Origin of the sequence: Thiocapsa imhoffii (assembly GCF_016583985.1) — a bacterium.
Classification (GTDB): domain Bacteria; phylum Pseudomonadota; class Gammaproteobacteria; order Chromatiales; family Chromatiaceae; genus Thiocapsa; species Thiocapsa imhoffii.
Map to the genome: position 1 here is coordinate 1 of NZ_NRSD01000016.1, position 26,301 is coordinate 26,301.

Genomic DNA, 26,301 nt, shown 5'->3' on the forward strand with positions numbered 1-26,301 from the left:
CTGGTTTTCTTGCCATCTTATTCACCAAACTTAAATTTGATTGAACGGCTTTGGCGACACGTCAAGAAACAAGTTTTATATTCTCGATACTACGAAACCTTTCCCAAATTCAAAGCTGCGATCATGGGGTGTATTAATAGCACTAGCACCAGCAATCGAAAATCTCTCGAAACTCTTTTGACATTGAAGTTTCTGGTGATAGGAAAAACGCAAATAGTAAATACATAGAGTATAGTTTACATGAGAAGCTGTTCTCACGTCAGCCGTGTTCTCTGTGGCAAGCAGAGGCGGCCCCGTGTCCATGACACGGGCCCTGGGTGGCGATGCGGTGTCGAGGAGGTGTCTTGCCGATGTTTCCGATCGAATTGCTAGGGTACGCTGATCAATCGTTTCCGATCTCTTGCGGAATGGAGCAACCCATTGTCTGGAAACTGACAGCGTGAAGCATCGGATGGAGAACCCGTTGACGTGTCAGTCGCCGCGCATGCACGCGATGTTGCGACCAAAACCCAGACACCATGATGCGCCGCCGGGATGGGCATGCAGAGTCCCTGAGCTCAACCGGACGACACCATCCGATGCGAGGGCGCGGTTGGTGGGACCATGGTGGAAAGCCCCATGATGCGGTCGCGCTCCTCGACTGGGATGACGACATGGTCGCAGGGGAGTCCGTCGGCCGCCAGACGTGACCGGATGATCGCCAGATCCGCCTCGGTGATGGGTTTACCGGCGAACTGGGTGCGCAGACGTGCGATCTCTGGATCGATCACCGGTGCGGGCGGTGCTTCGATCGGATTCGACGCGACCTCAGTCCGCACGGCGCGCTTCAGGATCCGCGCAAGATGCCGATAGGGGTTGTCGGCAAGCTTGAAGCGACGCCCCGCCTCGTCGAGATCGGCATGGAAGGGGCCGACCCAGTGGGCGACGAAGGTGGTGAGAAATGCTCCGGCCGCGAGCGGTGGTGGTGCCGCCTCGGTGAGACACGCTTGCGACTCGGCGGCGAGCAGACGAGCAATGAATTCCAATTGAATCGAAAGATGGTCCGGCAACTCCTGCACGGTTGCATTCCGCTCCAGACCGCACCGTCGATAGCAGGTCTCCATTGCCGTGACGCTGCTACCCGCGACCGTGCCATCGAGATAAGTGCCCGTGTTCAGACTCGGGTGTCGGTCGCCCGGGACCAGAAAGAGCCGTGAATAGATGACCAGCAGACGATCCCGGTTGGGGATCTCGGCGATTGCCGCGCGGTAGTCCAACAGGGGTTCGTCGATATCGTACCCACAGTCCAAGGCAAGCTCGGCGAGATCATCTGGTAAGGCCTCGCGGAGGAGCGCCAGGCTTTCCGGAGCCTGCGGAGTCGCGAAGGCGCGCGCCAGACATAGAAAAAACTCGGATTTGCTCACGAGCGTCGCGGCGGTCGTCATAGGGTCAACCTCACAAAAACCGTGTTGCATCGGTGGCGCGGAGCGCCTGGAGATGGGCGACACCGCCGGAGCGGTGTCGCGAACCGCGGCGGGCTGCGGACGTCGTCGCACGGATGAGCAGGGCGTCATCCGACCTTGGCGTCGCGGCGTTCCACGACCTTCGGTCGGCACCGCGCAATGAGCCCGGCCAACTTGGTTCAGCCTTCGCGCCCGAGTCGCAGGGTCATTTCTCCGAAGGCATTGACCGCATTCGACAGAAAGATCGCCACCAGCAGCAGCAGCCACTCGGTCGGGGATGGCGCATAGTTCAGCAAGGGCGGTGCCCAAGCGCCCTTGAACAGCGGGACCAGTTGGCCGCCGATGATGTACTCATAGCGGGCGATCAGGAGCGCGTTCATCACCAAGAGCGCTGCCAGAATCTGCGCCCAGGGCCGGATGCGGGTGCGCGGATTGACCAGCAGCACCAGTGGCAGCAACAGACCGATGAAAATCTCCGCGAAAAAGAGCCGCGAGGTAGCCAGTGTCTGCCAGACTTGCAGCCCCTCCGCGTTGCCATAGAGTCCGCTGCTCATGCGGGCAAGGACGAATAACAGATGGATGAAGATCGCTAGGGCCAGCAGATTGGTCAAACGGTCGTTGAAGAGCTTTTTGACACTTGCCGGCACCGCCGCTGGGTTGAAGGCATACGCCAAATAGGTGAAGAAGATGATAAAGGCGAGCCCGCCGAGCAGCGACTCGAAAATGAAGGCGACCGGGATGTCACCGGAGGCCCAGAAGGGACGGAAGCTCTGGGAGCCATAGACGACACCGGCGATGGCGGTGACGGCAAGTGCCAGCGCCAAGGTGACCATGGCATTGATCCGCAGATCCTGCGTCTGCCAGTCCGGCTTCATCATTCGCGCCTGCAGAATCACGAGTGAGAGGACATAAAAGCTCACCGCCATCACTTTCCAATACAGCGGCGAGCTGAAGGCGAAGCTGAAGGGGATCGCCCAAAGTGCGCGCAGCGGATGGCCGAGTTCCATCATCAGTACCGCGACACCGCCGAGCAGACCGGCCAGCGCCAGCCAAAGCGCGCGCCGAATGATGGGTCGATAATCCTCCCCACCAAAGATCAGGGCCATCGAGGCGACCATCGCCAGTCCCGTGGAGGTCAGCAGGAAGTAGTCGTAGATCACGATCGGAAAGCCCCAGAAGAGGCCGAGATTATCGGTATTGAAGGCGGCGTGACCCGCGGTCATGAGGTTGCTGATGGCCAGCCCGCCCGCGAACAGCAACCCGATCAGTGCAAGCAGCATGATCCCGAGCTGTTTGCTCGCGATCTCTTTATTGGTCACAGTGACGCTCGTCATGGTGTTTTCCCCCTTAGCTTTGGCCTGAGTCGTTCATGCTGCGCAACGACGGCACTGAGGCCGTTGCACCGCCCGAGAGGTAATAGACCTGTGGCTTATTGCCGGTCTCATCCTTCAGACGCACGCCGCGCTTGTCGGCGATCAGCTTGTTGACCATGCTCTGTGGCTGATCGAGATCGCCAAAGAACCGCGCCTTTGGAGCGCAGACCCGCACGCAGGCTGGGACGTATTCCTTCAGCTCCGGGATGTCCTCGTCGAGATCGGCCACCCCCTTTGGCGCCTTGCTGACCTTGTGGTAGCAGAAGGTGCACTTGGAGACCACACCGTGGGGCTGGATCCCGATCCCGCGCGAGGGATCGTCCTGCGGACCCTTGTAGGGCGGATCCCATTGGCGGCCCGCCTCGCTCGGGAAGACCCCGCGGATATCCGGCTGCACCACCGCCTTCTCATCGACGTAAAAACGCACGCCATAGGGACAGGCGACCTGACAGTATTTGCAGCCGATGCACTTGTTGTAGTCCATCAGCACAAAGCCGCCGTCCGGATCCTTGTAGGTCGCCTTGGTGGGGCAGACCGACACGCAGGAGGGGTTCTCGCAATGCATGCAGGGCCGCGGAAACCACATCAGCTTCACATTCGGATAGGTGCCCTCGTGATAGAAGAGCACATCTTGCCAGTTCTCGCCGGGCAGGCGGTTGTTCTCCATCGCACAGGCCGTTGTGCAGGCTTGGCAGCCGGTGCAGGTGTCCAGGTCGATGACCATTCCCCATTTCGCCATGATTCGTGCCTCCGGTGAGCGCGATCAAACCGCTTCGATGCTGACCTTGGTGGTGTAATAGCTGCATTGGCCCGTGATGCGGTCGGACTGATTGACCGTGATCTCCCCGCAATGCCCCGGCAAGCGGTCCTTGGCCCAACGTCCCATTGCCCAATGCCCGTGCTCCATCGGGAAGACGATGGTGTCGGGTCGGCAACCCTCGTAATACTTGCAATAGCCCTCGATACTGCCGAGGTCGGAGCTCAGTCGGACTCTGGAACCATTGGCGATACCACGCGCACGAGCCGTTTGCGGATTGATTTCGATATAGGCGGTCTTGCGCCCACCCAGGACGGGTTGCAGGGTGGCGATGGCGATCGGGATGTTGGCGCCACGTCCTTCGGCATGCATGGCGACCTTGGGCGTGACCATGTAGAGATCGCCGCCGCCTGGATGGACCGGCTCTTCCCAATGCGGAAACATCAATGTTCTCGGGTCACGTCCGGTCTTCCGCGCAATCCAGTCGGCATTGGACTCGAGCCACCCGGATCGCAGCTCGAATTTGCCCGAGTCGGTCTTGAAGAGACTCTCCTTCACCTCCTCCTCGGTCATGAGGATGGCGTAATCCTGGCCGTCCCAGGTGTAGAATTCGCCGTCGACGAAGCGGTAGATGTAGGGTTTCTTGTACCAGACGCCCTTCTCCTTCCAGCTCTCGAAGTCGTTGACCCCGTTGTCGCCCGGATCCGTCGCGAAGCCCTTTGCCAGATGGCGGATGACGTTCTCGGTGTTGTCCAGCGCCTTGTAGTAATCACCCATGGGTCCCTTGATGCGCTTGCCGATCTCGATCAGGGTGTCACCAAAATACTGGGTGTCGTAGAGTGGTGCGATCGCGGGGACCCGCAATTGTGTCATCGGCCAGCCTTGGAACGGGTAGGTCGGTGCGTCCTGCAAGCGCTCCAGATAGGTATGATCGGGCAGGATCAGATCGGCGAACATGGCGGTCTCGCCCGGGAAGGGCGAGGTGTCAATGACGAAGACCTCTTTGAGAGCCTCTTCCCAGACCTGGCCGTTCGGGGCCGTCCAGATCGGGTTGGTCTGGTAGAACATGACGGTGTCGAGCTTGTAGGGATTGCCGGCAAGTGAGTTGGGGCCGAGTTCCTGGAGCATGTTGTTGGCGAGCAGATAGCCGTCCTTGTGCCCTTTCAGGTCGATGCGGGGCTGCGTCTTCCAAGGACCATTCAGCGCATAGTCATCCATGAAATCCTTGGCATCGACCGGCATTGGCCCATACGACGGGCCCATTTGCGACATGAGCCCTCCCTTGGCATAGAGGGAGCCGACCAGTGCGTTCAGCGCATGGATCGCCATGCCATTCAACACGCCATTGGAGTGGGCATGGGCGCCGCGCTCGAACAGCGCGATGCTTGGTCGCGTGGTGCCGAACTCGCGCGCGGTGGCGAGGATGTCGCGTTCGTAGAGGTCGGTGATCTCGGCGGCCCAGGCTGGGGTGCGGTCCTTCAGCTCGGTGTTCCACCAGTCAACCAGGCCCTTGACCCATTTTTCTTCGAACAAGGACGGGGAGACCCGCTCGCCAGTCTTGAAGCGATTGACTCCATCGGTGAAGTCGCCGACGAAGGAACGCTCCCAGAGTCCCTCGGTCAGGATGACGTGGGCGATTGCCAGCGCCAGCGCCCCGTCGGTGCCGGGCTTGATCATGAGCGCCCGATCCGAGCCGGCGAGGGTGGTGTTGATGTGGATGTCGACCGCGGTGATCCGGGTCTTCGGCACCTTCACGCCGCGGATATAGCCCCAGACCTGCATATTGTTGTTGTAGGGCCGGAAGGCTTCCAGGAAACCGACGCCGAACATCAGGAGCATGTTGGCGTTGGCGTAGTCGTAGGCGTTATAGCCGCCTACACCGTCCAGTGCCTTCTTAGAGATGATGCTGCCGTCCGAGCACATGGAGGAGTGCCCGATGGCGACGTTCGGTGAGCCGTAGAGCGAACCGAACGTACCCTGCAGACCGGCGCAGGAGGCACCCCAACCGCGGCCATAGCAGAGTGCAAAGCGGTGTGACTCGCCTTGGTCGCGCAGGGTATTCAGGCGCTCGGCAACGGTATCCAGGGCTTCTTCCCAGGAGATGGGGACGAAGCCGGGATCCTCGTTGCGACCCTTATTTGGATTGGTGCGCTTCATTGGGCCTTTGAAGCGATCGGGGTCGTAGAGGATGTAGGTTCCGAGTGGCCCCTTCGGACAGAGTTTGCCGTTGGAAATGGGGTGATCGGCGGTGCCATAGATGGCATGCACGCGCCCGTTAGTGGTGTAGACATCGATGCCGCAGCGCGCGGGGCACTGATGGCAGATGTTCTTGGTGATCCTGGTCTCGCCGGGTGTGGTGGCCGCTTGTGCCTCGGCCTCGCGCAATGTGGTCAGGGCCCCTCCGCCGAGTCCGACCGCGCCCAAGGCGCCGGCCGTGCCGCTGGCCTGCAGGAAGCGGCGGCGCGAGAGTCCTGTGCTCAGGATGTCCATCGGTGGTCTCCTCCGGTGTTGTTGTGGGATGGTGTTCTTCGGCATCCAGCTTCCTGACTCCAGCCGTTCGCTCTCAGCGCTCAGCCTCTCGCCTGGCCGCTCGAGGCCGGAGACTGGTGGCTGAACAGCGTTTGAAAGGCGCTACGGGCGAAATCTCGATCGCGTCGACACGCCGGGCAGACGGGTTCCGCGGTGCTGTGCTCGGCACCGCACTCTGGGCAGGTCTGCATGGGGTGTCGGGTGAGGCGTTGTGGTGTCCGCGCGGTCTTCGCTTCGCCTGGGCCATCGCGCGTCAGGGCCTGTTCGGGGCAAAGCCGGACACAGAGATCGCAGGCGATGCAGAGGGCGGCATCGAAGCGGAGACCGCGCGTCCGGTCATCGGCATAGGCCATGAGCGCGCCTGAGGGACAGGCGCTGGCGCAGACGCGGTGGTCGGCGCAGTCCTGGCTTGCTCTCAGGCTCGGAAAGAGCCGCGCGGGTAGGGGGCGCTCGGCTGCCGAGAGGCGTTGCAGGGCGGTGAGCAGGCGTTGACGGCCGAGGCCCGAGGTTTGAGCCGCCGGGGTGGGGTGGGGCGCCGGCGCCGGCTGGGTTGTCCGCGGCACCTGGCCGGTGACGAGTGCGCGTCGGCTGACCCGAGACTCCAGGAGCGGCTCGCCCATCCCCTCGATCATGCGGGCGGCGGGCAGCGGCATCGCGATCAGGCACGGACCCGCGCTCGGGGCAACCCCGCAGTCGTCGAGCAACCGGCGGACCTCGTCAATGACGGCCACGGCAGGGTGGGGGGCGGAATGCTCGCGTCCCCCGGCGGGACAACGGGCGCAGTAGCCACGGTCGAGCACGGCGACGGCACGTCCATCGGCCTCGGCTGTCAGCTCGGTGAGGGTGGCGGCGGAGAGCCCGCCGAGACAGGGGACCCGCATCGCACCGCTCGGCGTGTCCGCCGCGGGGACGCGCCAGCAATCGATCGCGATGATTGCGCTGGTTGTCGGAGCGATCTCGAATCCGGGCATCGACAGTGCCTCGGTCGGACAAGCTACCGTGCAACGGCCGCAGTCTACGCAGCCCGAGGCCACCTCGGGTCCTTCCGACGTCGCGACCAGCGCGCCGGTTGGACAGGCATCCGCGCACCGTCGGCACGTCAGCTCAGGGAACTGCGCGGGAATGCAGGCGTCTGCGTGAATGGCGAGTCGCGTGGTCGGACCGAGTGCTCGCGAAGGCTGGCGGTCGGGACGATGCACATTCATTGTTGTCATGACCTTCAGCGGTGCTCGATGTGGTTCAGGGTGGGCGATTCGGATGTTGGCGCGTCTGGGGCTGCATTTGACATACCATAGCGCTTCGGTAAGTTTTATAGATCACTGAAATAAATCGTAAAAATGGTGATGAATCGGAATGGGGCGATCTCGCATGTGTGACCGTTAGTTACCTAAAGGTAACGCGGCTCGCCGTGTTTACGCTGAAAAGCTTGACAAAACAGATCGGTTAGATACTGGTAACGCCGATCCGCAGGCGTTACCGAAAGTAAACGCCGTGGCGAGCACGATGGAGGGCTGGGATGGTCACTCGGGCGCCACCGCCAAGTTGGTGTGTACACGAAGACTGCGCCATACTGAATGTGTCGAAATCAGAACGACTGATCCGGGATCTGAACCATGTCCGCCGTGTGGGAACATCGCGTCGATCGCTTGGGTCTGTGTCACGCCTGCCGCCGAGGCCGCCCCGAGGACCCGAAGATGTCGTTACCCTGCTCACGTCGCACTGTCATCGCTGGCCTACTGGCGAGCGGCGTGGGCCTCGCGAGTGGTCGAATGGAACCCGTGCGCGCATCCAGTGAGCCCTTGCGGTTCGGTTTGACACCGGTCGTGCCCGATGATCGGATCACCTTTCTCGCTGGCTGGGCCGATTGGATCGAGACTCAGTGCGGGCGGCCGGTTGAGTTCGTCCAGCGCTCGCGTTATCGAGAGATCCTGGATCTCTTGCTTCAAGGTCGAATTGATCTCGCCTGGATCTGCGGCTATCCCTATATCCGGAACCGGTCGCATCTGGGGTTGATCGCGGTGCCGCGTTTTCAGGGTCGCCCGCTGTATCAGTCCTATTTCATCGTCGGCGCCGATTCCGAAATCGAGCGCTTGCATGACCTTGAGGGCCGTCTCTTCGCCTGGGCCGATCCAGATTCGAATTCGGGGTATCTCTATCCGCGGTTTCGACTCTCCAGCGACGGTCGGGATCCCGACCGTTTCTTCCGGCGGACCTTTTTCGCTTGGGGGCATCCGCGCTGTGTCGAGGCCGTGGCTGAAGGTTTGGCCGATGGGGCCGCGGTCGACAGTTATGTTTGGGAGACCCTGGCGCTCAGCCATCCAACATTGATCACCCAGACCCGCGTGTTGGAGCGTTCGCCCGAGTTTGGATTTCCTCCGATCGTTGCCGGACCCTCATTATCCGAGCGCGAGCGCCAGCTCATCCGGCGGGTGCTCTTGAGCCAGGTTCAGGATCCAGCCGGTCGGTCACTCTTAAATGAGCTCAATCTCGATAGCTTCGGTCTTGAGGCGCCTGATCTCTATGACGACATCGCACGGATGGCCGGGCGATTGACCGAAGGAAGCGGAGCGTGACCCTTCCGCTGTCGAGCTATCGGCTGCGCTTGCCGCTCAGTCTGAGTATTGCCGCGGTCGTCACCGCACTCTCAATGGCGGTCGCGCTGGGTTTGCAGACCTTGGCTAATCTGCGCGAAGACCAAGGGCGCAATGCCATGACCCTTGGTCACGCGATGGCCGGTGTCCAGATCCAGGCCTTGCGCAACGATGATGTCTGGCTGGCCTATTCGCTGTTGCGCGGTCCAGATGGTGGCGGTGATGCAGTTTGGATCCTGGTCGACCAAGCCGGCCGCATCTTCGCGAGCAATCGCCCGCGTCGCTTCCGTCTGGATCAGCCGATCGAGAGTGCCTTGCCATGGCTTCCGCAAGCACAGCCGCAGGTGTTCGACGAGATGCCCGGACGAGTCTCCAGGGTCGATCACGACGAGGTCCGCCGCGTGCTGCGTTTGCCACTGTACAGCGATGACTCACAGGTCGGCGAGCTCATCGCCCTGCTCTCGGATGCGCCTTATCTGCCCCGGTTTCGTGAGATCCTCATCGGCGGCATCTTGGTGACCGGCACGATTCTCCTGATCCTGTTGCCGATCGGCTGGCTCTGGGGGCGCCGCATGGTCGGGCCGCTGGTGCGGTTGGCCGAGTGCATGGGACGAGTCGGACGAGAGGATCCACGACGGATGCAGTGCACCCTGCCCGACGACGACAGTGAGATCGGGCGTCTCGGGCGGCAGTTCGCGGCGATGCTCTCGGCGCTCGCGCAGAAGGAAACCCTGGAGCAGCAGATGATCCAGGCCGAGCGGCTGGCCGCGGTCGGGCGGGTTGCTGCCGGAGTTGCTCACGAGGTCAACAACCCGCTCGGTGGGATGCTGATGGCCATTGACACCTATCGGCGTGCTCACCCGGTTGATGCGCAGACCGAGCGTCTATTGAATCTGTTGGAGCGCGCCTTGCGCCAGATCCAAGGTTCAGTCTCCGCGCTGCTGGTCGAGGCGCGGGCGGATCTGCGCACCCTGACACGAGACGACCTTGAGGATGTGAAGACCTTGGCTCAGCCGAATCGCGTTAAGGCGCGGGTCTCGCTGAGATGGGAGAATGCCTGCGACACCGCGATTCACCTGCCGGCGGCGCCCGTGCGACAGCTTTTGTTGAATCTCGTATTGAATGCAGTCCAGGCCGCGCAAGGCAATGGGCATGTCGAGGTTCGGATCACCACCGAGGATCACCACCTGACGATGCGGATCGAAAACAGCGGTCGTGTCATCCCACCCGAACAGCTTCTGCATCTGTTCGAGCCCTATCCGGCGAGTCGACCGCATACACAGGGCCTCGGGCTTTGGGTGTGCTATCAGATCGTCTCGCAACTTGGCGGCACCATTCGGGCCGAGGCCGATGGGGATGTCACCCGGTTCCTGGTTTCCTTGCCGCTGACGTCGGAATCCCCGGTATGAGTCGTGTCTGTCTGATTGAGGACGATCCCATTATGGGCGAGGCGCTGGTGGAGCGCCTCGAGCTGGAGGGGTTCTCCGTGGTCTGGCATCGCACCGGCAGCGCCGGCATGCGCGCCCTTGCAGCCGGCGCGATCGATCTCGCTGTGATTGATGTCAATCTGCCGGATCTCTCCGGCGCGGATCTCTTTGCGCGGTTGCTCGACGAGCGGGTGCGTATCCCGCCCAGTCTCTTCATGACCGGCTACGGATCGATTGAAGATGCCGTGCGGCTGCTCAAACTCGGCGCGGCGGACTATCTCACCAAGCCGCTCGATCCGACGGCCCTGATCGAGAGGCTCCGGGCACTCGCCGGGGGGAAGGGTGCCGGAACAGACGCGCCGCACGACACACCGCTCGGGATCTCCCCAGCGATGCGACACCTTGCCGGGGAGCTTGCGAGGATGGCGCGCCATGCCCAGACCCCACTGCTGATCGGTGGAGAGTCTGGCGTCGGCAAGGAAGTGGTTGCGCGTCATCTTCACCGACTCCAATGCCCAGATGCCCCCTTTATTGCGGTCAACTGTGCCGCTCTGCCTGAGACGCTGATCGAGGCGGAGCTGTTCGGTCACGAGAAGGGCGCCTTCACGGGTGCTGATCGTCGCCGCGCCGGTGTCTTCGAGCAAGCCGGCGAGGGTATCCTCTTCCTCGACGAGATCGGCGACATGCCGCTCGCTCTGCAGTCGCGGCTCCTGCGCGTCGTCCAGGATCGACAACTGACGCGCGTGGGTGGCAGCGAACCGGTGGAGACCCCGACGCGTCTAGTCTGCGCGACCCATCAGGATCTGACGGCACTGGTGCGGGAGGGGCGTTTTCGCGAGGATCTGTACTATCGCGTCCGCGTCCTCGAAATCCGGATCCCACCCTTACGCGAGCGTCCGGAAGACATCCTCTGGCTTGCCGAGCGGTTCGTTGCCGATTACGGACGGCGCGTGCCGCGGGAGCGGCGGGTGCTGACGCCCGAGGACCGTGAACGCCTTCTGCACTCTAAATGGCCAGGGAACGCGCGCGAGCTGCAACACTTGCTCGAGCGTGCCTGTATTCTGGGGCAAGGCGAACGACTCGCCCTGGACGGTGCCCTCGATATACCAAAGGAACAGGGCCTCAAGGCGCAGGCGCAAGCGAGCGAGCGCGCGGCCATTGAGACCGCGCTTGTTGAGCAGGATTGCAATATGACGGCGACCGCCGCCCGGCTTGGGATCAGCCGCAAGACGCTCTGGCAGAAAATGAAGCGCTACGGTATCAAGCGGATCCAGTGATGGTGGGCCGCTCTTGGCAATCGCTGAATGGACGCGATCTTGGTCTTCAGACCAGGGCGTTGGTTGCGCCCTGGTCGGTGATCGTCATGACGGGGCTGCAGCCGCTTCGAGACATGGAGCCTCAGGTCAATCGATAGACATTGAGGTCCGGGGCATAGGTTAAGGCATCCTCGGCGCACCCGCCGGTCAATGCGGCCCGGAACAGGGCCTTCAGTTGCGGGTTATTCGCAACCGGCTGACCCATGAAATAGCCATGGCTCTTACCGATGCCAGGGGCATGGGTCACATCAAGGTAATAGGCATTGCGCGCGACCAGATTGCGCAGGTAATGTCCCAGCCGGACCCGTTGCGCCTCGCCAGGTTTCCGGCGCGACCACTCGAGGGCAAAGTCGTTCTCGTTGATGATGACGTAGAGGCGATTGCGGACCTGAATGCGCTCGACCCAACGCTCATGTCCAGGATTATTGGCGTCCGCGGCAACCAGCAGGACGTTGTCGAAAATCAGGTTGCTGGCGGCCGCGGCACTCGGCTGCAAGGCGTATTTGAGCACGTAGTTTCCCATGCTGTGACACATGAGGTTAATCTTGACCGCGCAATCGCGCGCGAGCAGCTCGGAGTAGCGTGCATGGACTTCCTGCCAATTCCCACGATCCTCGTCTTCCGTGACCGCCTTATTCCAGAGCCGCTCGCGCCGCGCCTTGGTCAACACGTCATGATACTGTGCGATCTTGCCCATGAAGCGATCCAGCGCGTCCATGGATGCGCGGGCGTCTTGTTTGTCGCGCAGATAAGCCGAGGTTCCGCTGATCGGACCTCCTCCGTTGGCCGGCCAGCTGAAGGGGACGACGATGAGATCATAGAGGCTCTCAAGTGCCTCGGCAGTCTCGAGCACATCCTTCATATCATTGTTGTAGCCATGCACGAAGATCAGCAGATGGCGTTGCTCTCGCGCCGCCTGATCCATCAGCTCGCAAGCGACACGCAGGCTCGCGAACCATTCCTGGCTGTCGTCGATGTCCAGTTCGTAGCGCTGCTTCAGCTCCCTGACCTCGTTCCTGGTCAGTCGGTCTTTGAGTAATACGGTTTGGTAATTCGAGTCCTGCTTGGTGATCTGGACCAGTCGCAATTCATTGGGTCCAGCCGTGCTAGGGGTCTTCCCGAAGATCTTCAGCCCTTGCCGGCGTTGGTGGATCTCGCGATTGGTGACGACGTACATCACTTCTCCCCTCCGGGTTGTCAGACCAAGACGCCAGGCATCCAAGGCAGCGGCGATCACGCGCGTCCACGCCTGGCTCTGTTGACTTGCACCTACAGCGTAGACGTGACTCTGGACGGGCGCTAGGGTGCCACCATCGGCATGGACGGTGTCCTCGCGATGCAGTCCTAAGCCCGGCACCTCACTCGGCGCTGCGATGCATACCGCGGCCAGCCGCCTTCGCCTGATACATCGCCGCGTCGGCATGATCGATCAATGCCTCCGGAGTATCACCCTGATCTGGAAAGTGCGCGATTCCGATGCTGGCTCCGACTCGGACCGAGTGGCCCGCCAACTGGAAGCCATGCCTCAGCGCGCAGATCAGCATGTCGGCGATCCGCTCGGTGGCACCATGGTCGACAACGTGTGTCAAGAGCACCACGAACTCGTCGCCGCCGAGGCGCGCCACGGTATCGGTTTCGCGGAGGCAGCGCGTTAGGCGCTCGGCCACCTGGCGCAGCAGCAGGTCGCCAGCATGATGCCCGAGTGTGTCGTTGACCGCTTTGAAATCATCTAGGTCGATGAAGAGGACACCAACACGCTTGCCCTCACGGCGCGCCAGCTTCAACTCTTGTCCCAAGCGTTCAAGGAGCAGGTTGCGGTTTGGAAGCTCGGTGATGACATCGTAGTTCGCACGATAGAACATCTCCTCCTCGCTTTCGCGACGTTTGGTGATGTCCCGAAAGACGACGACCGCGCCGGTGACTTGGCCATGTTCTTTCACCGGGCTGGCGCTGTATTCCACCGGAAAGCGACCGCCGTCGGCGCGTCGGCTATAGGCACTGTCGTGAATCTCCGAGCGCCCACTCACCAATGCCCGTTGCAGCGGTGAGTCAGCGTCCTCCTGTCCAGCTGCGATGGGTTGTCCAGAGAAGAGCAGCGCATGTGCATCCTTTCCCTGCAGTTCGCTGCGCGGATAACCCAGCATGTGGGCAGCCGCAGGATTCACGAATTGCACCCGCCCTGTCGCATCGACACCAAAGATGCCATCGCCGGCAGTCTCGAGGATAGACTCGTACTGTGCCAAGAGCCGGCGGTGCGCGCGCTCATCAGACGACAGACTCCGGGCGAGTGCGCGTGCCCTCAGGGCGAAGAACAGCGTCAGTCCGGCGATACTCAAAAAAGCCAGCACTGCGAGCGGCAGGACACTGCCGGTCATGGAGCGGCCGGGGGCGGGGGGGATCCAGGTGAGGACTCCGGCATCACTCCCATCCGCGAAAAGGAGAGGTAAATGGGCTGTGGTCGTCGAGATTGCGGGGTCGCGGAGCAGTTCGACTCCATTCATGATCTCATCCAACTCAGCCACCAGCCGCTCCTCGACCGATATCGCGAACAGCATCAATGCGCCTGGTTTCGCAGCGCACACGCTCGGCTCATCCTCCCTGCAGATGCGGCTGACCGCTCCGAAATAGAGGGTTCCATCGAGCTCAAACAGGCCAAAGGTCGCCGGTCGTTCAGGGAAATCGGATGGATCACCCCGCCGTTCGGCATCGAGCAAGGCGCGCAGTGACGAACTGATGGGCGGATGATCGAGTGGTGCCGTTCGCGTCTCACGCTCGGTCGAGATGAAGAAGAGACGCTCGTCATCGTCAACCGCAAGAGTGAGATCAAGATCGAAGGTGGAGAGCACATACTGGCCCGCGTTCCCATCCCACCACGCAAGGTCTCGCGCGATGAGAATGGATTCGAAGGCCTCATCCCAGATGGCATAATCACGCACATGATTCGCGAGGTTGCGCCCCGTCATCCAGATCAGTCCCTCGACCTGCCGCTGGGACGCCTCTAGTGCGGTCTCATCCTGGACACGCCCAGCCTGGATCAGGAGCACAAGAGTCAGGGCGAGTGCGATCAGGATGGTGACCATCATCACCCCCATCAACGTGCCGAGTTCCGCCACGGCTGAGTCGTGATGGTTGTCCTGCATGCTGCCATCCTGATGACGCAAGATCCTATCCAAGACCAGATGAAGCGCTTAATGTGGACGGTATAGCACGATTTGCGTCAAGCGCCCACGTGACTTTGTCACGATACGCATACGGCGCTGGGTCGTGGGCGTCAGCTCGCGGAGCGGTCGCCAGCGATGGCGAGAGGACCATGCGTGCCAAGGGGATGGATGTGACTCTGCGGCTGAGCGAGCACTTGAGGTCGGTCGACGTATTGGCGCGTTGGGGTGGAAAGGAATTCATGGTTTTGATGCCACATTGCAGATTAGACTCCGTGCGGCAGGCCGCGGAGAAGCTCTGTACCGTCGTGTCCGATCAGTTCTTCCCCATCCTTGGACGGGTCAGTGTGAGCATCGGCGTGGCAGAATATCGGCCGGACGAAAGCGATGAGGCTGGGATCAAACGAGCTGACGATGCTCTGCATCAGGCGAAGTCTAGTGGACAAAACCGCGTTTGTTGAATCAATCGTGCGGATTCGAGAATAAGCAGTCAACAGTATGCCGAAAGACAACCATTCGATGGTGATTGATCGGGTTCGTCCAGAAGAAATCGATCGGTTACTGACTCTGTATGTTGGTCTATTTCATAATCGCGAACCCTTGACAAAGTGTATTGGACTCAGTCAGGAACGCATGATGAGCATTGCTCGTACTCACTATGGGGTGATGGAGGCCAATGCACTCGAACACGACTTCTGCTGGCTTGCAAGAGATCAGGAAAATTCTAAAAGCTATGTCGGTTTTATTGTCTGTCAAGACGTTGCCAAGCCTGATTCTCAACACATTCCAGATCACCAAACAACTCAAGAGTTGGACCTGTTCACGGATCTGGGATCGTTGTTGGCAGACATTCGCAGCCCAGTGAGGGAGCAACTTGAAGTTGAGCTTGGAACCTGCCTTCACGTAGCTGCCATCGGCGTTGCAGCGGATTGCGAAGGGGCAGGGATTGCCTCCTGTCTTCTACGGACAGCTCTGTACGATGCTCAAGCGCGTGGCTTCAGTTATGCATTCGCTGAGTGTACAAGCTCGGCTTCGCGAAGGCTTCATGAAAAGGCGGGGTTTAGTTGTCTTCACAGTGTTTCCGTCAAGCGCCTAGCCCTACGCAGAACATCTTCGTTAACGGATTGTAATCTGGACATCCATCTAATGTGGGCGAATCTCGATTCGCTCGTGTTCGAGATCGCTACCCCGCGTTGATCAGTCATGTTCAATCCTCCGGATTGTCATAATAGGTCAAATCCAGCCATCCAGCGGCAGCACCGCGATGTTCAGTGTTCCAGTGGTTGATCCAATCGTAGAACGGCCACATGTGCTCGCTGTTGCGTAGGATTGCCCAACGCCCCTTGAATTGCTCCCAATCCTGCATGCTCGCGACCTGCTTGAGGTCGGCAATAAAGCGGTTCGCGTCACCAAGATCGAGATCGATGAAAAGATTGGGGAAACCGTTTACGAGGGTCGGGTAAAGGCTCATGGTATCCTGATCGGGCAGTGCCTCGGCATTCTGAAACAACAGTGCATACTGGGTGGCGTAAACACGGTTGGCGACCAATGAATAGACACGATGCCGCTCGGCAGCCGGCGCCTTGGGATCGGTTAGGCGCAACACGATCACGCTTGGTAGATGGGGGACAAAGCCAAGACCCGCTCTGACTGTGAACGACGCCATTGCCGCCTCCCACTCGTCAGCGGTCTTGATTGGTCCGACGGCGTCTCGCGCCGGGGTTTGGCGTGGCTCCAATGGGTACGGGTTCAATGGGTCCGGGAGGCCGCTGATCTCCGCGCCGAAGTGATCGGCGAGGCGGCGGGCTAGATCCAGCAATGGATCCGGCCCGGCCATGGGCGTTGCGGTTGGCATCGCTGTATCTTGAAATGGCACCACCTCAAGACCAATGCTGCCAATCGTGCCCTGGCTCCATTCATCCCGAATCCGCAGACGTTGATCCGCGGGCAACAGTAAGAGGAAGGCATCTTCGAACTCCTGGCGGAGGAAATTGAAGAACAGCAGGGTCTCGAGCTTCGACGGATCTCCACTCCAATATTGGAAACTGGCTACGAGGGCGTAGTACATCCGTTCCAATCCGCTGTAGTTGATCAACCACGATGTGCGCGGCAAACCGCCGCGGGCACCTTGGAGTACCGAAACGTTGGTCTCGTGGCGCAGCACCGTCAGCCAGGCGTTAGGATTGGCACCATCGCCGTTCCAGACCGCATCAAGTCCGTATCCCTTTGGGTTGAGGCGTGCACGGACTGCCTCGTAGTCGCTCACATAGTCCGCGTTGGCGAGCGGTGATCCGTCCATGAACACCTCCCAACTCTCGGCCCCGAGCTTAGGGTCTTGGACGGAGGCGTCATGGGACGGGTCGACGAAGTAAACCCAAAATTGATCTTTGATTGCGTAAGTCGCGGTTTGGCCATTACAGACTGGCCCATAGGTGATGCCGCCGACGATGACCTCGGCATTGTCGAGCAGAAAGCGGTAACGCGCCTCGGGCGGAATGGCGGCGAAGATCTGGAATGGATTGCCGATCCCCCAAGGTGGGTCGAGATCGCCGTTCTGATCCCAGTCTTGTTCGAAGAACAGTCCACGGTAGCGATCGATGTCGCCGAGTGACAGTTGCCATAAGAACAGACTCTTTTGCACCGGCGCTTCAGTGATCTTTTGCAGCCGGTACCAGAACCGTTCGATTCCGGACGCACCCGTCGGGTCATCGTAGGGCAGATCGGTTGAGATCAACTGGATGGCTGGAACCTTGAAGGAATCCCCTGCATTGGCCAGAGTCTCAGGGGTTGCCGGCGCAGTGCTCGAGCGGACCAGCCGAAAGCGTTCTCCGGGGCTGCCGTCCAGCACGATGGTGGCCAAGAAGACGTGATCGAAGATGAAGCGGCTGACCAGCGCTTGACGTGGATCCGGGTCGTTGAAGTAGGCCTCCCAGGCGACGACTTCCGCTGGATTGTTCGGTTGCGCGGCGCGTTCCGTGGTTTGCGGGTCAGGACCTGGTGAGCCGGCCGCGATCCAGTCGCGCAAGGTGTTGAATTCAGTATCAGACAATGCCGGCAAACCGAAGGGCATGCCTAATCCAGGGTGTGCTTCCAGACGGGCGGTAAGCGCTTCGAGGGTTGCGGGACAGGCCCCGGCGAAGCGTTGGAGACGAAAGCCGTCGATCGCGGCGCGCTCGAATCCCGGCCCATTGTGCTGTTGCGCCGCATCGATCAGCCGATACAGCAGCGATTCGGACAGGTTGCGTTCAGGCGACTCGGTCCGCTCCAACACTGGATAGAAGCCACGTTCGCGCCAGGCTGCCGTTGAATCGGCGGCATCCATATCGGTCCGCTGCATCGGCAATAAGTGAACCGAATACGGATTCTCTGCGTAACCGCCACGGTCGACACCGGGGAAGGAGTCAAGCTTGACGTTGCAGGGCGATCCCAGGCAGCCGTGGCAGGCGAGACAGCGACGATCGAAGATGGGTTGGACTTCGCTCTCGTAAGACGGCGCTCTCAGTCGCTGTGGAGAGGCGTGGGGATCGTTCGACGCTTGCGGGGGGGAGGCCACGGCCGAACTGACGGTGATCATGAGGACCATGAGTCCGCTAGCGACCCGGGTTTGCATGAGGCCATGCACACGTTCGATCGTGAAACTGAACAAGGTCTTATCCTATAAACGTTCGTGGGCCAATCCAGAATCGGGAGATGGCGTGCTCGCTGCGGCGGGCTCAGGGTGTGGGCGTCTCATCGAACCTGTCTGCGCTTAAGCGCTCACAAACGGCTGTGCCGCGATCGATGTTCAAGATGCCCTTGCAGCGACCGATCCAGGCGACCGGATTTCTCAAGCTCGTGGCCAAGGGGAAATCTTGCCTGTTCGTTAGCCTTGTTTGATCGTTTGATAGAAGGGCTCGACTGGCCCAATCACCACCTCTGCGCCGACCGGACCAGCAGCCTGCTGAAAACGCGCATCAATGTGCGAGTTTTCATGATCATACATGCCTTCCCACACGCCATGCATCAGATAGGCGCGCAGGTCGCCGTCTGGAACCGTGTTTTGTAGGATTTCGGTGGTGACCGCCTTGCGATAGAAATGGTTCTCCAGCGTGCCTTCCTGACCGTTCGGGTAGGCCGCGTCATAGTCGGCGTCGTTCACGTCAGGGCGAAAGGTGTCTTGCGCGGTCTTCAATAGGATCTTGACCTGCTCATTGAACTCTGACACCCGTTGATCTTTGACCATGACATGATTCTTGACCGTGACATAGCCTTTTCCAACCTCGTCGGACTGATGCGCGAGAAAATGCCGAATGTCGTCTGCTGTTGTGTAGATGGCGCTGCGATCACCGGCGGCTACGGTCGTAAAGATTCCCTGATAGTACGCAAGTGCCAAACCTGTTTTTCTTGGTGGCAAGGTTGCGCTGTTGTACGCGAAAAGTGACACGGCAATGTTCTCTTCAAACCACCGCTGGACACCCGATGACTCCAGTGCGTCAAGATCCGAAAAGCGCACCAATAGCGAGAAAAAATGAGGTAATTTTGGATTGTCCAGATAACCTTGAGCAAGCACGCCTTTGAGATGGACAGGGTAGTTCTTGACCATGGTCGACTCCCCCGTCATTTGCTTCAAGGCGGTACCGAGATACCCCTCTTTCGCTTGCATGGAGGCAATGAGTTCGTCGATCTGGCCGAGAACCCTGGTTTGTTCCGGACCCGGAACACGGATTTCGTAATAGAGCGTGACGGCCCCCGCAGGTTTGGCGTCGGCGGTCACATGCGAGGTCTTCGTTGAGGAAATCATGGCGTTGTGCTCCATGCGACTCGGATGAGTTGATGGTGATTGTCTGATCGAACAGGTGGCATTCGCCGCTGTGACCAGGCCTTGGTGGTGCGGTCGTGCATCGCGGGCGTCGTGTGGGCAGGAGAGGGCTCACCTTGCGTCGTGATGATGAACACCCTGGGCTCGCAGTTGGCCCCGTCGCGTCTTAGGTCACTGCCACACATTGGTTCAGATTGGTCGCATCCGTGAGTTGGTGCAGGACGAACTCAGCCACATCCGCCCGGCTGATGAGCCCAGCCATCAGCGAGCGCTCGTTGCTGCTGCGGTAATTCCCCGTGCGGGGACCATCACTGAGCCCGCCGGGGCGGACGATGGTCCAGTCCAAGCCACTGTTCTGAATCAGACGCTCTTGCTCCGTTTTGGCCGCGATGATGGGCTGCAAGACCGTGTCCATGGCGCGCTGAAACTCCGCACTGACCTGCTCGCGACTGTCGCCGACACCCATTGATGTCACCGCAATGAGCCGGTGCACGCCATGGGTTGTCATCGCATCAAGGATGCTTTGCGTGCCCAGCGCCTCGACCGGTGCGCTCCCGACTCCCGACCCCAGTAGGCAAATGACTGCTTGAGATCCCTCGACACAGCGGCGGGTTGCCGCGGGATCGAGCACATCGCCGCAGACCAGCGTCAACCCCGGTGCGGGCTCGAGTTTGGTGGGATCGCGCAGCAACACCCTCACCTGATGCCCGGATGCGAGCGCCTGCTCCAAAACCTGCCGACCGGTGCCACCGGTTGCTCCAAACAGCGCAATCTGCATGCGTTTCGATCCTGTTCAGACGTGATTGATCAAGACGGTCACCCTGGCACTACCCTGGATGACCCATTTGATTTCAAACTCTTCACTTGCCGCTGCGGACATGCTCGACCCGAGCGGCCGGACGCTTAAACCAGCCCAGTCGCCTGATGTAAGTAGGCGACCGTCTGAGGGGTGATCCCGAGCTTGCTCGCGAGTTCACTGAGATACTGTCGTTCGGCATCGGTGTCGACCTGAATCGCCATCAATGAGGCAATGTAGATCTGGACTGCCGCCTGCTGATTCGGCACCTCCCGCACAATCGCATCGGTCTCCATCGGTTTGCGCAACTCGGCGACGACGAAATCGCGTTCCTCGTCAGTTACGCCGTCTTCTTGCATTTTTCCAAGCAACCGCTGCGACTCGAATTCATCGATCTGTCCATCCGCTTTGGCCGCATTGATCATGGCGCGAATCGTGAGCGATGCCATGTCCGTCACCTGCTGTTCCTCGGCAGGGGTCGCGGGAGGACGCAAGCCGGCGATCAACGCTGAGGCGTCATCAATGTCCAAATTCGGCTTCGAACCGAGGTTGGGGGCTCCTGCTGGTTGCAGGTCTGCAATCTGTGCATGGGGTGTCATGCCCCTGGCCGCCCCCAGTGCTTGGACCGCGATGGCACCGAGCATCGCCAGCGCGCCCGCGCCAACTGCTGGCGCACCGCTGGCGCCGGTCGTTCCTTTTGCCGTCGCGCCGCTCAGGATGGCGCCGCCCAGGGTTTTGATCAGGTCCATTGGCAAGCTGTTTCCTGCTTGACCCGTAGGCGCCGCGCCACCGCTCAACATGGGGCCAGCGAGCTTGCCGAGGATGTCCATGAGACCACCAGCCCCCCCACCCACTCCAGTGCCTCCCGAAGCCGGTGCCGAGGCGTTGCCACCAAGCAGACTGCCGAGTCCACCTGGCCCCGAGACCTTGTTAAGCACATCCTGTAACCGTCCTGACGATGGTCTCACTCCACCCTGTTGCATCAGGGATCCAAGGATGTCATAGGCATTTTTCGCATTCATTGACGGTTCTCCTCGTGTTTCAAGTCAAGGGGTTCATCCACCGATCACGCCGTTCGGTTGCGTGTGCGATGGTTCGGCGAACGATGTGGAGCGCCGCAAAGAGCGTGGTCACGTTGGCGGATTCCGATCCCACCGCAGCAAGCACATAGCGCCGATCTGGCCCGGGTGATCTTCGCCGAAATCCGTTCCGTACACCACGCCGAGGTCAGCGTCACACGCATCAGGCTAAATCACTTGAGTCATGGATCACCCACCACGTTGAGCGTCGCGAAGCTGGGTCTCGAGGACGGGAATGGCGGCATCCTTCGGATCTAACTCGCGCAGCCGCGCCAGCCAGCGCGCGGCGGTGTCGGCATCACCGAGTCGAGCGTTGAACTGAACCAGGGCGGCAAGGATATCCGGATCGACCTGGTTGTGTTGATGGGTGTGTTCCAAGACGGCGATCGCCTCCCTGGTGCGTTCAGCGCTGTCGAGTGCAACGGCATAAACATAGGCAAAACGTGTCTGCTCAGGGACCAGTTCGGTCGCCGTTGCCAATGACGCCAGCGCCTGCTCCAACTGCTGCGCTCGGACCTGCGCCAGCCCCAATGCGAAATGAAGATCCGCGCTGCCGGGATCCTCTGCCAACCCGGCCTGAAGTTCGCGCCTGGAGTCCTTTTCGCGACCGAGCGCACGATAGAGGTCAGCGAGATTGATGCGGGCGGGCGTGAAGCGTCCGTCGAGATTCAACGCGGTGCGGTAAGCCTGTTCAGCAGCCGACGACTCTCCTAGATCGAAGGCGAGCAAACCGAGATTCAGATGCGCCTCTGGACGATCCGCATTCACGCTCTCGGATTTCGAATACTCATTGACCGCGCGTGTCAGGTGGTCACGGGCAACGGGATCCAGTCTCTCACGCATGGCTGGGGCCAACACCCGCGCCGCTTCGAGTCGGACTAACCGCGAGGAATCAGAGAGCAGCGGCCAGGCGAGATCGACTCTGGTTTGGAGACTGCCTAGATCGAGGGCGCGCACGGCCTGAGCCCGGACGATGGCGTGGGCATCGGTGAGTGCTCCCTGAGCCGCATCCAGCGCCTGCTGGTCACCCCGGGTGCGGAGTTGTGCCAAGGCGGTGGCACGGACAATAGCTGGCTGCGTTAGGTCCGCGACGAGTGTTGCAAGACGTTCGCCGGCGTCAGACGCGTCGCTTGCGGCAGCGTGGAATGTCTCGGCAAAATGCGGACCGCGGTGGACGGGATCCGGATACCAGGTCGCAACATGGGTGGCGGCCCAAACGGCATCACGATCCTGATGGCAGTCATTGCAGGCATTCGGTGTGCCGAGCGCAACGGAGAGGTCGGGTCGGGGCACCCGCATGCTGTGATCGGCGCGTTCGTCAACGACCATGTAGACGCGCTGTGGCATGTGGCAGTCAATGCATGCGGTGCCGGCGGTACCGATCTCATGATGATGATGCTCTGGGGTATCGTAGCGCGCGGCGACATGACATCGGGTGCAGACCCCATTGCCGGTTTCTTGCAACTGGAGGCTGTGGGGGTCATGGCAGTCTTGACAGACAACACCCTGGTGATACATCCGACTCTGGATGAAGGAACCATAGACGAAGACCTCGTCCTTGATCTGACCGTCAGCGAAATACAGATCGGGTTCGAGTAGAGAGAGCCGAAAGGCCTGATCCATCGGTGCGCCTGGCGTCAGGTCGTCCCAGATGCGACCGCGCCGCGAATGGCAGGGCGCACAGACCTCGATTTGGCGTTCAGTCCCCTCCACGCGAGTGCGGGCGACCGAGCGGGCGGGGCGCCCGGTCATTGGATCAATCCCCCAGATACCGCCGTCGCGGTCCTTTAAGTCCAGCTGCAGACCACGGGCTGCGGCCTCTCCTCCATCGCGCGCAGGCCTTGGCGCGGCGGGCACTGCCATCTCGTCGCCCGGGTCGTTCTCGGCTTGTCGCGTGGCCTCCTCATGCGCCCAAGTGACATGCTTAACCCCGGGACCATGACAGGCCTCACAGCCCACGTTGATCTCGGCATAGCGGGTCTCGTAACGGTTGTTGTCGGCGTCGAACCGTCGCTGCAGATCCGTCGAGTGACAATCCGCGCACTGGTGATTCCAGGTCTGAAGTGACGATGTCCAGTGGAGGGGACTGCGATGATCCATCGGACCCTCGGGATCCGCCTCAGGGTACAGATGGAACCAGCGCTGCCCGCCCGCGCTCGCGGGACGATGATCCCATGCGATCCCCAGGGGTTGCAGGCGTCCGCCCGGGAACGCAATGAGATATTGCTGCAACGGGTAGTAGCCAAAGGTGTAGCGGATCGGATACTCGCTCAGCACGCCGTCCGGGCCATCGGTGTGGACATAGAACTGGCCGTCACGTTGGAAAAAGCGTGACGTGATTCCATGCGCTTCGAAGGTGACGCCGCTGAAGTCTCCCAGCACGGTTGCCTCCGAGGCTTCGGCCATCGCCCGATCGTGGTGAGACGTTTGCCAGCGGGCGAACTCGTCTGGATGACAGGCGCCGCACACGGCACTGCCGACATATCCACGCGTCGCGCGCTCGCGATCCACCAAAGGATCGCCCTGGGCAAGGGTGGTCTCGAGATCATGTGTTTCCGGTGCGCCGACAGCAGGACTGATGCTGGCGATCAGGACGAAACCCAGGATCAAGGTTCTCATGGCGATGCCGTCTTTTGATCTGCGAATCATGGTGTCATCATACGGGAAACCCTGGCAGGCACGTGATCAGACTCTAATATTGCGGGGGATGTCGTGGCCCGGCCTCGTCTTGGACTCATCCGGCTAGATCTGAAGCAGGGCATGGTCCCCGTAACGGTTGCTGCTCTGTCATACATTGAAGCCGCCATCGATAAATCTCTTAACTTAAAGGATTTTATCGCTGATCGCTTTCCTCCGATCTGTTCTTCACAGGGATTGTGGACCGCCTGAACTTTGTGATCATATGCGTTAAAGCTTCCCCTCCCGACTCTGCAGAGATGGATTCATGTTCGAGTCGGTCAATGGGGTACTCAAACGATCACAAGGTGACCGGGCTCAGGCGCAGTCTGATGCACGTTTGGAGATGAGATGCTAGAGGTCATCGCACTGATCCTCCCGATCATGCTGCCCATTGTTGCGGGGGCCGCGGTCGTCCGTGTTGGGATCTTCTCCAGGGCCGATGCGCATATCTTGAGCCTCTTTTTTCTCTATCTGGCCGTCCCAAGTCTACTGATACATCAACTCGCTGAGCAGAACCTCGCTGAACTTTACGATTGGCGATACATCGCCGCATTTCTGCTGTTGTCGCTGGTGCTCTATGTGGGAGTCTTTGTCGTGCAACGCGGCTTCTTGAAGCGTAGTCGACAATTCAGCGCCATGTCGGCATTCGCGGCATCCAAGTTCAATGCGGTCATTCTGGCCCTTCCGGTTCTGCAAGTCGCTCTCGGTGGGGCGGCTTCCGGGCCGTTCATCATCAACGTCGTCCTGGGCTATTTCACGCTCTTGCCGCTGACTGTGGCCCTATTGGCTGCTGATGTGGACAAGGATGGCGGCCACCATCTCAAAGCGGCACTGAAGACCTTCATGGGTGTTTTCAAAGATCCATTGGTCCTCAGCGCCATCATCGGTTTGGCCCTCGCGATCACCGGGCTCCGTCTTCCAGGTTGGCTCAATCAGACGCTGCAGTCTCTCGGGTCTGCGGCAGTGCCGACCGCCCTAGTCGCCGCCGGCATGGCGATCTCGCTGATCGAGGTCAGGAAACACATGGCCGAGGTGATCTGGATCACCATCGTGCGCGTCATCATCTCGCCGGCGCTCGCGATAGCCTTGGCAATGATGCTCGGGATGTCACCGATGCTCTCGATTGCATTGGTCTTGAGCTTCGGCGTTGCAACCGCGCAATTGATCGTGCCACTCTCGGAAAAGTCCGGGGTCTATCGGACCGAGGGTGCCTCAATCGTTGGAACCACCACCGTCGCGATGGTGTTCACACTGCCGATCCTGATCTGGATCTGTGCACAGATCTGGCCGGGAGCGATCCTAGGCGGTTTCTAGCCTGGCTGGAACCAATCGATTCGGCGGCTCCGGACCTGATCGGCCCTCGGCTAGCTATCAGGATCAGTTCGGGCGCTGGAGGTGTAAACCAAGTAAGACCAGGCTGATGCCGATTGGCATCAGTAGCGCCATCGCCCCAACGCGGAGAAAAAGAATGCCGCACAGGATCGCTCCGGCGAGATAGATGACCCAGCCGACACCGTTGCGCCAGGGAAATGCGGCTCTCGTCCGCTGTGGATCACCCGGCTGATGAGGGTCGTTTGTCGCCTTAGAGTCGGTGCTGAGCAGCGTACTGATCCAACTGGCAAAGCCGGTGCTAAAGGTCGCGAGCATTCCGGTCATATAGGTGGTCGCGGGACTGCGAGCATGCAGAGCGGCCGCGCTTTGCAGTCCCATGGTCAGGGCCGCAAGAGCAACCACAACCTGGGTCCCGCCGCCCGTGACGGGCTCGCTGTTGGACCAGACCAGGAGCAAGGTCGCTAACAACAGGAGCTCAAGCAGCAGCACGGGCAGGATGCCGAGGTCGCGCATGCGGAGACGCCGCATGCAGCCGATGACACATTCGCCGAGAAGGCAGCCTAGTACGAACGCAGTGACAGAGGTTGCCGCACTCGCGCCGGTGAGCAGATCTCCACGAGCGATGGCGACCGCAAGCAGCACGGTATTCCCGGTTTGCGCCGCTGTCAGCACATTAAAACCGAGAATCACCATGGCGTCCACGCTGGCCCCGATCAGCGTGAGCAGTAACGGCGTCGCTTCGTCGCGCCAAGCTGGAGCAGAAGTGATCACGACAAAGGTTGTTCAGCATAATGGGGTGGGCGGACTCGATGATGAAACCACCGTCGAGGCTGTCAAGCCTGCGATTTTAGAGTAAACCATAGCCCGAAGTCTGGGGCAGGTTGGCAGCACTTTGCCGGGAAGGGAGCGATCACTCAGGCCGACCGGCTTCCCGACGCAGTGACAACAGCCATCACATTGTGCCGCGCCGTTCTGCACCTGATCAGGAACGTGGCGGGTTCAGTCTCATCGATATCCCTACTCT

At 60.6% G+C, this 26,301-nt stretch carries 20 protein-coding genes; 7 read left to right on the plus strand and 13 right to left on the minus strand.

The annotated features are described in order from the left end of the window. Positions 1–9: 9 nt before the first annotated feature. On the plus strand, positions 10–228 hold the full coding sequence (locus CKO25_RS21235; protein WP_371829719.1) for a transposase: 219 nt from the start codon (positions 10–12) through the stop codon (positions 226–228). Positions 229–557: 329 nt separating this feature from the next. Here CKO25_RS21235 and CKO25_RS14215 read toward each other — a convergent pair whose 3' ends face one another. The 5 genes from CKO25_RS14215 to CKO25_RS14235 all read right to left on the minus strand — a co-directional run bounded on the left by CKO25_RS14215 (position 558) and on the right by CKO25_RS14235 (position 7,315). Next, on the minus strand, positions 558–1,424 hold the full coding sequence (locus CKO25_RS14215; protein ID WP_200388613.1) for a TorD/DmsD family molecular chaperone: 867 nt from the start codon (positions 1,422–1,424) through the stop codon (positions 558–560). A 197-nt stretch (positions 1,425–1,621) separates the two neighbouring features. Continuing rightward, positions 1,622–2,776 (minus strand): NrfD/PsrC family molybdoenzyme membrane anchor subunit, encoded by a 1,155-nt coding sequence (gene nrfD, locus CKO25_RS14220; protein WP_200388614.1) that lies wholly within the window; start codon positions 2,774–2,776, stop codon positions 1,622–1,624. Between the two features lie 13 nt (positions 2,777–2,789). Further along, on the minus strand, positions 2,790–3,554 hold the full coding sequence (locus CKO25_RS14225; protein WP_371829718.1) for a 4Fe-4S dicluster domain-containing protein: 765 nt from the start codon (positions 3,552–3,554) through the stop codon (positions 2,790–2,792). Between the two features lie 24 nt (positions 3,555–3,578). Beyond that, positions 3,579–6,062 carry a molybdopterin-dependent oxidoreductase gene (locus tag CKO25_RS14230; protein ID WP_200388615.1) on the minus strand — a complete coding sequence of 828 codons (2,484 nt, stop codon included), beginning with the start codon at positions 6,060–6,062 and terminating at the stop codon, positions 3,579–3,581. Between the two features lie 80 nt (positions 6,063–6,142). After that, positions 6,143–7,315, minus strand: coding sequence for a 4Fe-4S binding protein (locus CKO25_RS14235; RefSeq protein ID WP_200388616.1), 1,173 nt, complete (start codon positions 7,313–7,315; stop codon positions 6,143–6,145). 480 nt (positions 7,316–7,795) lie between these two features. On the opposite strand from CKO25_RS14235, the gene CKO25_RS14240 reads away from it, so the two are divergent. The 3 genes from CKO25_RS14240 to CKO25_RS14250 are packed head-to-tail and all read left to right on the plus strand — an operon-like array spanning position 7,796 to position 11,396. Beyond that, positions 7,796–8,674, plus strand: coding sequence for a substrate-binding domain-containing protein (locus CKO25_RS14240; RefSeq protein WP_242467625.1), 879 nt, complete (start codon positions 7,796–7,798; stop codon positions 8,672–8,674). Then, positions 8,671–10,101, plus strand: a complete 1,431-nt coding sequence (locus tag CKO25_RS21820; protein WP_200388617.1) for an ATP-binding protein — start codon at positions 8,671–8,673, stop codon at positions 10,099–10,101. Before CKO25_RS14240 ends, CKO25_RS21820 begins: the two co-directional genes overlap by 4 nt. Beyond that, the gene (locus CKO25_RS14250; RefSeq protein WP_200388618.1) at positions 10,098–11,396 is read left to right on the plus strand and encodes a sigma-54-dependent transcriptional regulator; all 1,299 of its coding nucleotides are present in this window, start codon (positions 10,098–10,100) and stop codon (positions 11,394–11,396) included. The genes CKO25_RS21820 and CKO25_RS14250 overlap by 4 nt, the downstream gene beginning before the upstream one ends. Positions 11,397–11,517: 121 nt before the next feature. Here the strand turns inward: CKO25_RS14250 and CKO25_RS14255 are convergent, their stop codons facing one another. Next, the gene (locus CKO25_RS14255; RefSeq protein ID WP_200388619.1) at positions 11,518–12,612 is read right to left on the minus strand and encodes an alpha/beta hydrolase; all 1,095 of its coding nucleotides are present in this window, start codon (positions 12,610–12,612) and stop codon (positions 11,518–11,520) included. A gap of 181 nt (positions 12,613–12,793) precedes the next feature. Continuing rightward, positions 12,794–14,575, minus strand: a complete 1,782-nt coding sequence (locus CKO25_RS14260) for a sensor domain-containing diguanylate cyclase (protein WP_200388620.1) — start codon at positions 14,573–14,575, stop codon at positions 12,794–12,796. 170 nt (positions 14,576–14,745) lie between these two features. Here CKO25_RS14260 and CKO25_RS14265 point away from each other — a divergent pair, with 170 nt between their 5' ends. Continuing rightward, complete coding sequence (locus CKO25_RS14265; RefSeq protein WP_200388621.1) at positions 14,746–15,054, plus strand: GGDEF domain-containing protein; 309 nt, start codon at positions 14,746–14,748, stop codon at positions 15,052–15,054. Positions 15,055–15,091: 37 nt separating this feature from the next. After that, positions 15,092–15,790, plus strand: a complete 699-nt coding sequence (locus CKO25_RS14270; protein WP_200388622.1) for a GNAT family N-acetyltransferase — start codon at positions 15,092–15,094, stop codon at positions 15,788–15,790. 10 nt (positions 15,791–15,800) lie between these two features. On the opposite strand, the gene CKO25_RS14275 is transcribed toward CKO25_RS14270, so the two are convergent. The 5 genes from CKO25_RS14275 to CKO25_RS14295 all read right to left on the minus strand — a co-directional run bounded on the left by CKO25_RS14275 (position 15,801) and on the right by CKO25_RS14295 (position 23,915). Continuing rightward, positions 15,801–18,239 (minus strand): fatty acid cis/trans isomerase, encoded by a 2,439-nt coding sequence (locus CKO25_RS14275; RefSeq protein WP_200388623.1) that lies wholly within the window; start codon positions 18,237–18,239, stop codon positions 15,801–15,803. Between the two features lie 216 nt (positions 18,240–18,455). After that, the gene (locus CKO25_RS14280) at positions 18,456–19,388 is read right to left on the minus strand and encodes a hypothetical protein (protein ID WP_200388624.1); all 933 of its coding nucleotides are present in this window, start codon (positions 19,386–19,388) and stop codon (positions 18,456–18,458) included. A gap of 169 nt (positions 19,389–19,557) precedes the next feature. Beyond that, positions 19,558–20,169 carry an NAD(P)-dependent oxidoreductase gene (locus CKO25_RS14285; RefSeq protein WP_200388625.1) on the minus strand — a complete coding sequence of 204 codons (612 nt, stop codon included), beginning with the start codon at positions 20,167–20,169 and terminating at the stop codon, positions 19,558–19,560. Positions 20,170–20,294: 125 nt separating this feature from the next. Then, entirely contained in the window at positions 20,295–21,209 is a 915-nt protein-coding gene (locus tag CKO25_RS14290) for a tellurite resistance TerB family protein (protein WP_200388626.1), read from the minus strand. A 246-nt stretch (positions 21,210–21,455) separates the two neighbouring features. After that, a complete protein-coding gene (locus CKO25_RS14295) occupies positions 21,456–23,915 on the minus strand; it encodes a multiheme c-type cytochrome (RefSeq protein WP_242467626.1) in 2,460 nt (819 codons plus the stop codon). A gap of 378 nt (positions 23,916–24,293) precedes the next feature. Here CKO25_RS14295 and CKO25_RS14300 point away from each other — a divergent pair, with 378 nt between their 5' ends. Next, complete coding sequence (locus tag CKO25_RS14300) at positions 24,294–25,259, plus strand: AEC family transporter (RefSeq protein WP_200388627.1); 966 nt, start codon at positions 24,294–24,296, stop codon at positions 25,257–25,259. Positions 25,260–25,322: 63 nt separating this feature from the next. Here CKO25_RS14300 and CKO25_RS14305 read toward each other — a convergent pair whose 3' ends face one another. Then, positions 25,323–26,048, minus strand: a complete 726-nt coding sequence (locus CKO25_RS14305) for a DUF1275 family protein (RefSeq protein ID WP_200388628.1) — start codon at positions 26,046–26,048, stop codon at positions 25,323–25,325. Positions 26,049–26,301: the final 253 nt, after the last annotated feature.

What these genes read in the sequence shown, in the direction of transcription:
- CKO25_RS14215 (WP_200388613.1), bottom strand. Translation starts at nt 1,424, where the DNA reads ATGACGACCGCCGCGACGCTCGTGAGCAAATCCGAGTTTTTTCTATGT.
- nrfD (WP_200388614.1), bottom strand. Translation starts at nt 2,776, where the DNA reads ATGACGAGCGTCACTGTGACCAATAAAGAGATCGCGAGCAAACAGCTC.
- CKO25_RS14225 (WP_371829718.1), bottom strand. Translation starts at nt 3,554, where the DNA reads ATGGCGAAATGGGGAATGGTCATCGACCTGGACACCTGCACCGGCTGC.
- CKO25_RS14230 (WP_200388615.1), bottom strand. Translation starts at nt 6,062, where the DNA reads ATGGACATCCTGAGCACAGGACTCTCGCGCCGCCGCTTCCTGCAGGCC.
- CKO25_RS14235 (WP_200388616.1), bottom strand. Translation starts at nt 7,315, where the DNA reads ATGACAACAATGAATGTGCATCGTCCCGACCGCCAGCCTTCGCGAGCA.
- CKO25_RS14240 (WP_242467625.1), top strand. Translation starts at nt 7,796, where the DNA reads ATGTCGTTACCCTGCTCACGTCGCACTGTCATCGCTGGCCTACTGGCG.
- CKO25_RS14250 (WP_200388618.1), top strand. Translation starts at nt 10,098, where the DNA reads ATGAGTCGTGTCTGTCTGATTGAGGACGATCCCATTATGGGCGAGGCG.
- CKO25_RS14255 (WP_200388619.1), bottom strand. Translation starts at nt 12,612, where the DNA reads ATGTACGTCGTCACCAATCGCGAGATCCACCAACGCCGGCAAGGGCTG.
- CKO25_RS14260 (WP_200388620.1), bottom strand. Translation starts at nt 14,575, where the DNA reads ATGCAGGACAACCATCACGACTCAGCCGTGGCGGAACTCGGCACGTTG.
- CKO25_RS14265 (WP_200388621.1), top strand. Translation starts at nt 14,746, where the DNA reads ATGCGTGCCAAGGGGATGGATGTGACTCTGCGGCTGAGCGAGCACTTG.
- CKO25_RS14270 (WP_200388622.1), top strand. Translation starts at nt 15,092, where the DNA reads ATGCCGAAAGACAACCATTCGATGGTGATTGATCGGGTTCGTCCAGAA.
- CKO25_RS14280 (WP_200388624.1), bottom strand. Translation starts at nt 19,388, where the DNA reads ATGGAGCACAACGCCATGATTTCCTCAACGAAGACCTCGCATGTGACC.
- CKO25_RS14285 (WP_200388625.1), bottom strand. Translation starts at nt 20,169, where the DNA reads ATGCAGATTGCGCTGTTTGGAGCAACCGGTGGCACCGGTCGGCAGGTT.
- CKO25_RS14290 (WP_200388626.1), bottom strand. Translation starts at nt 21,209, where the DNA reads ATGAATGCGAAAAATGCCTATGACATCCTTGGATCCCTGATGCAACAG.
- CKO25_RS14295 (WP_242467626.1), bottom strand. Translation starts at nt 23,915, where the DNA reads ATGATTCGCAGATCAAAAGACGGCATCGCCATGAGAACCTTGATCCTG.
- CKO25_RS14300 (WP_200388627.1), top strand. Translation starts at nt 24,294, where the DNA reads ATGCTAGAGGTCATCGCACTGATCCTCCCGATCATGCTGCCCATTGTT.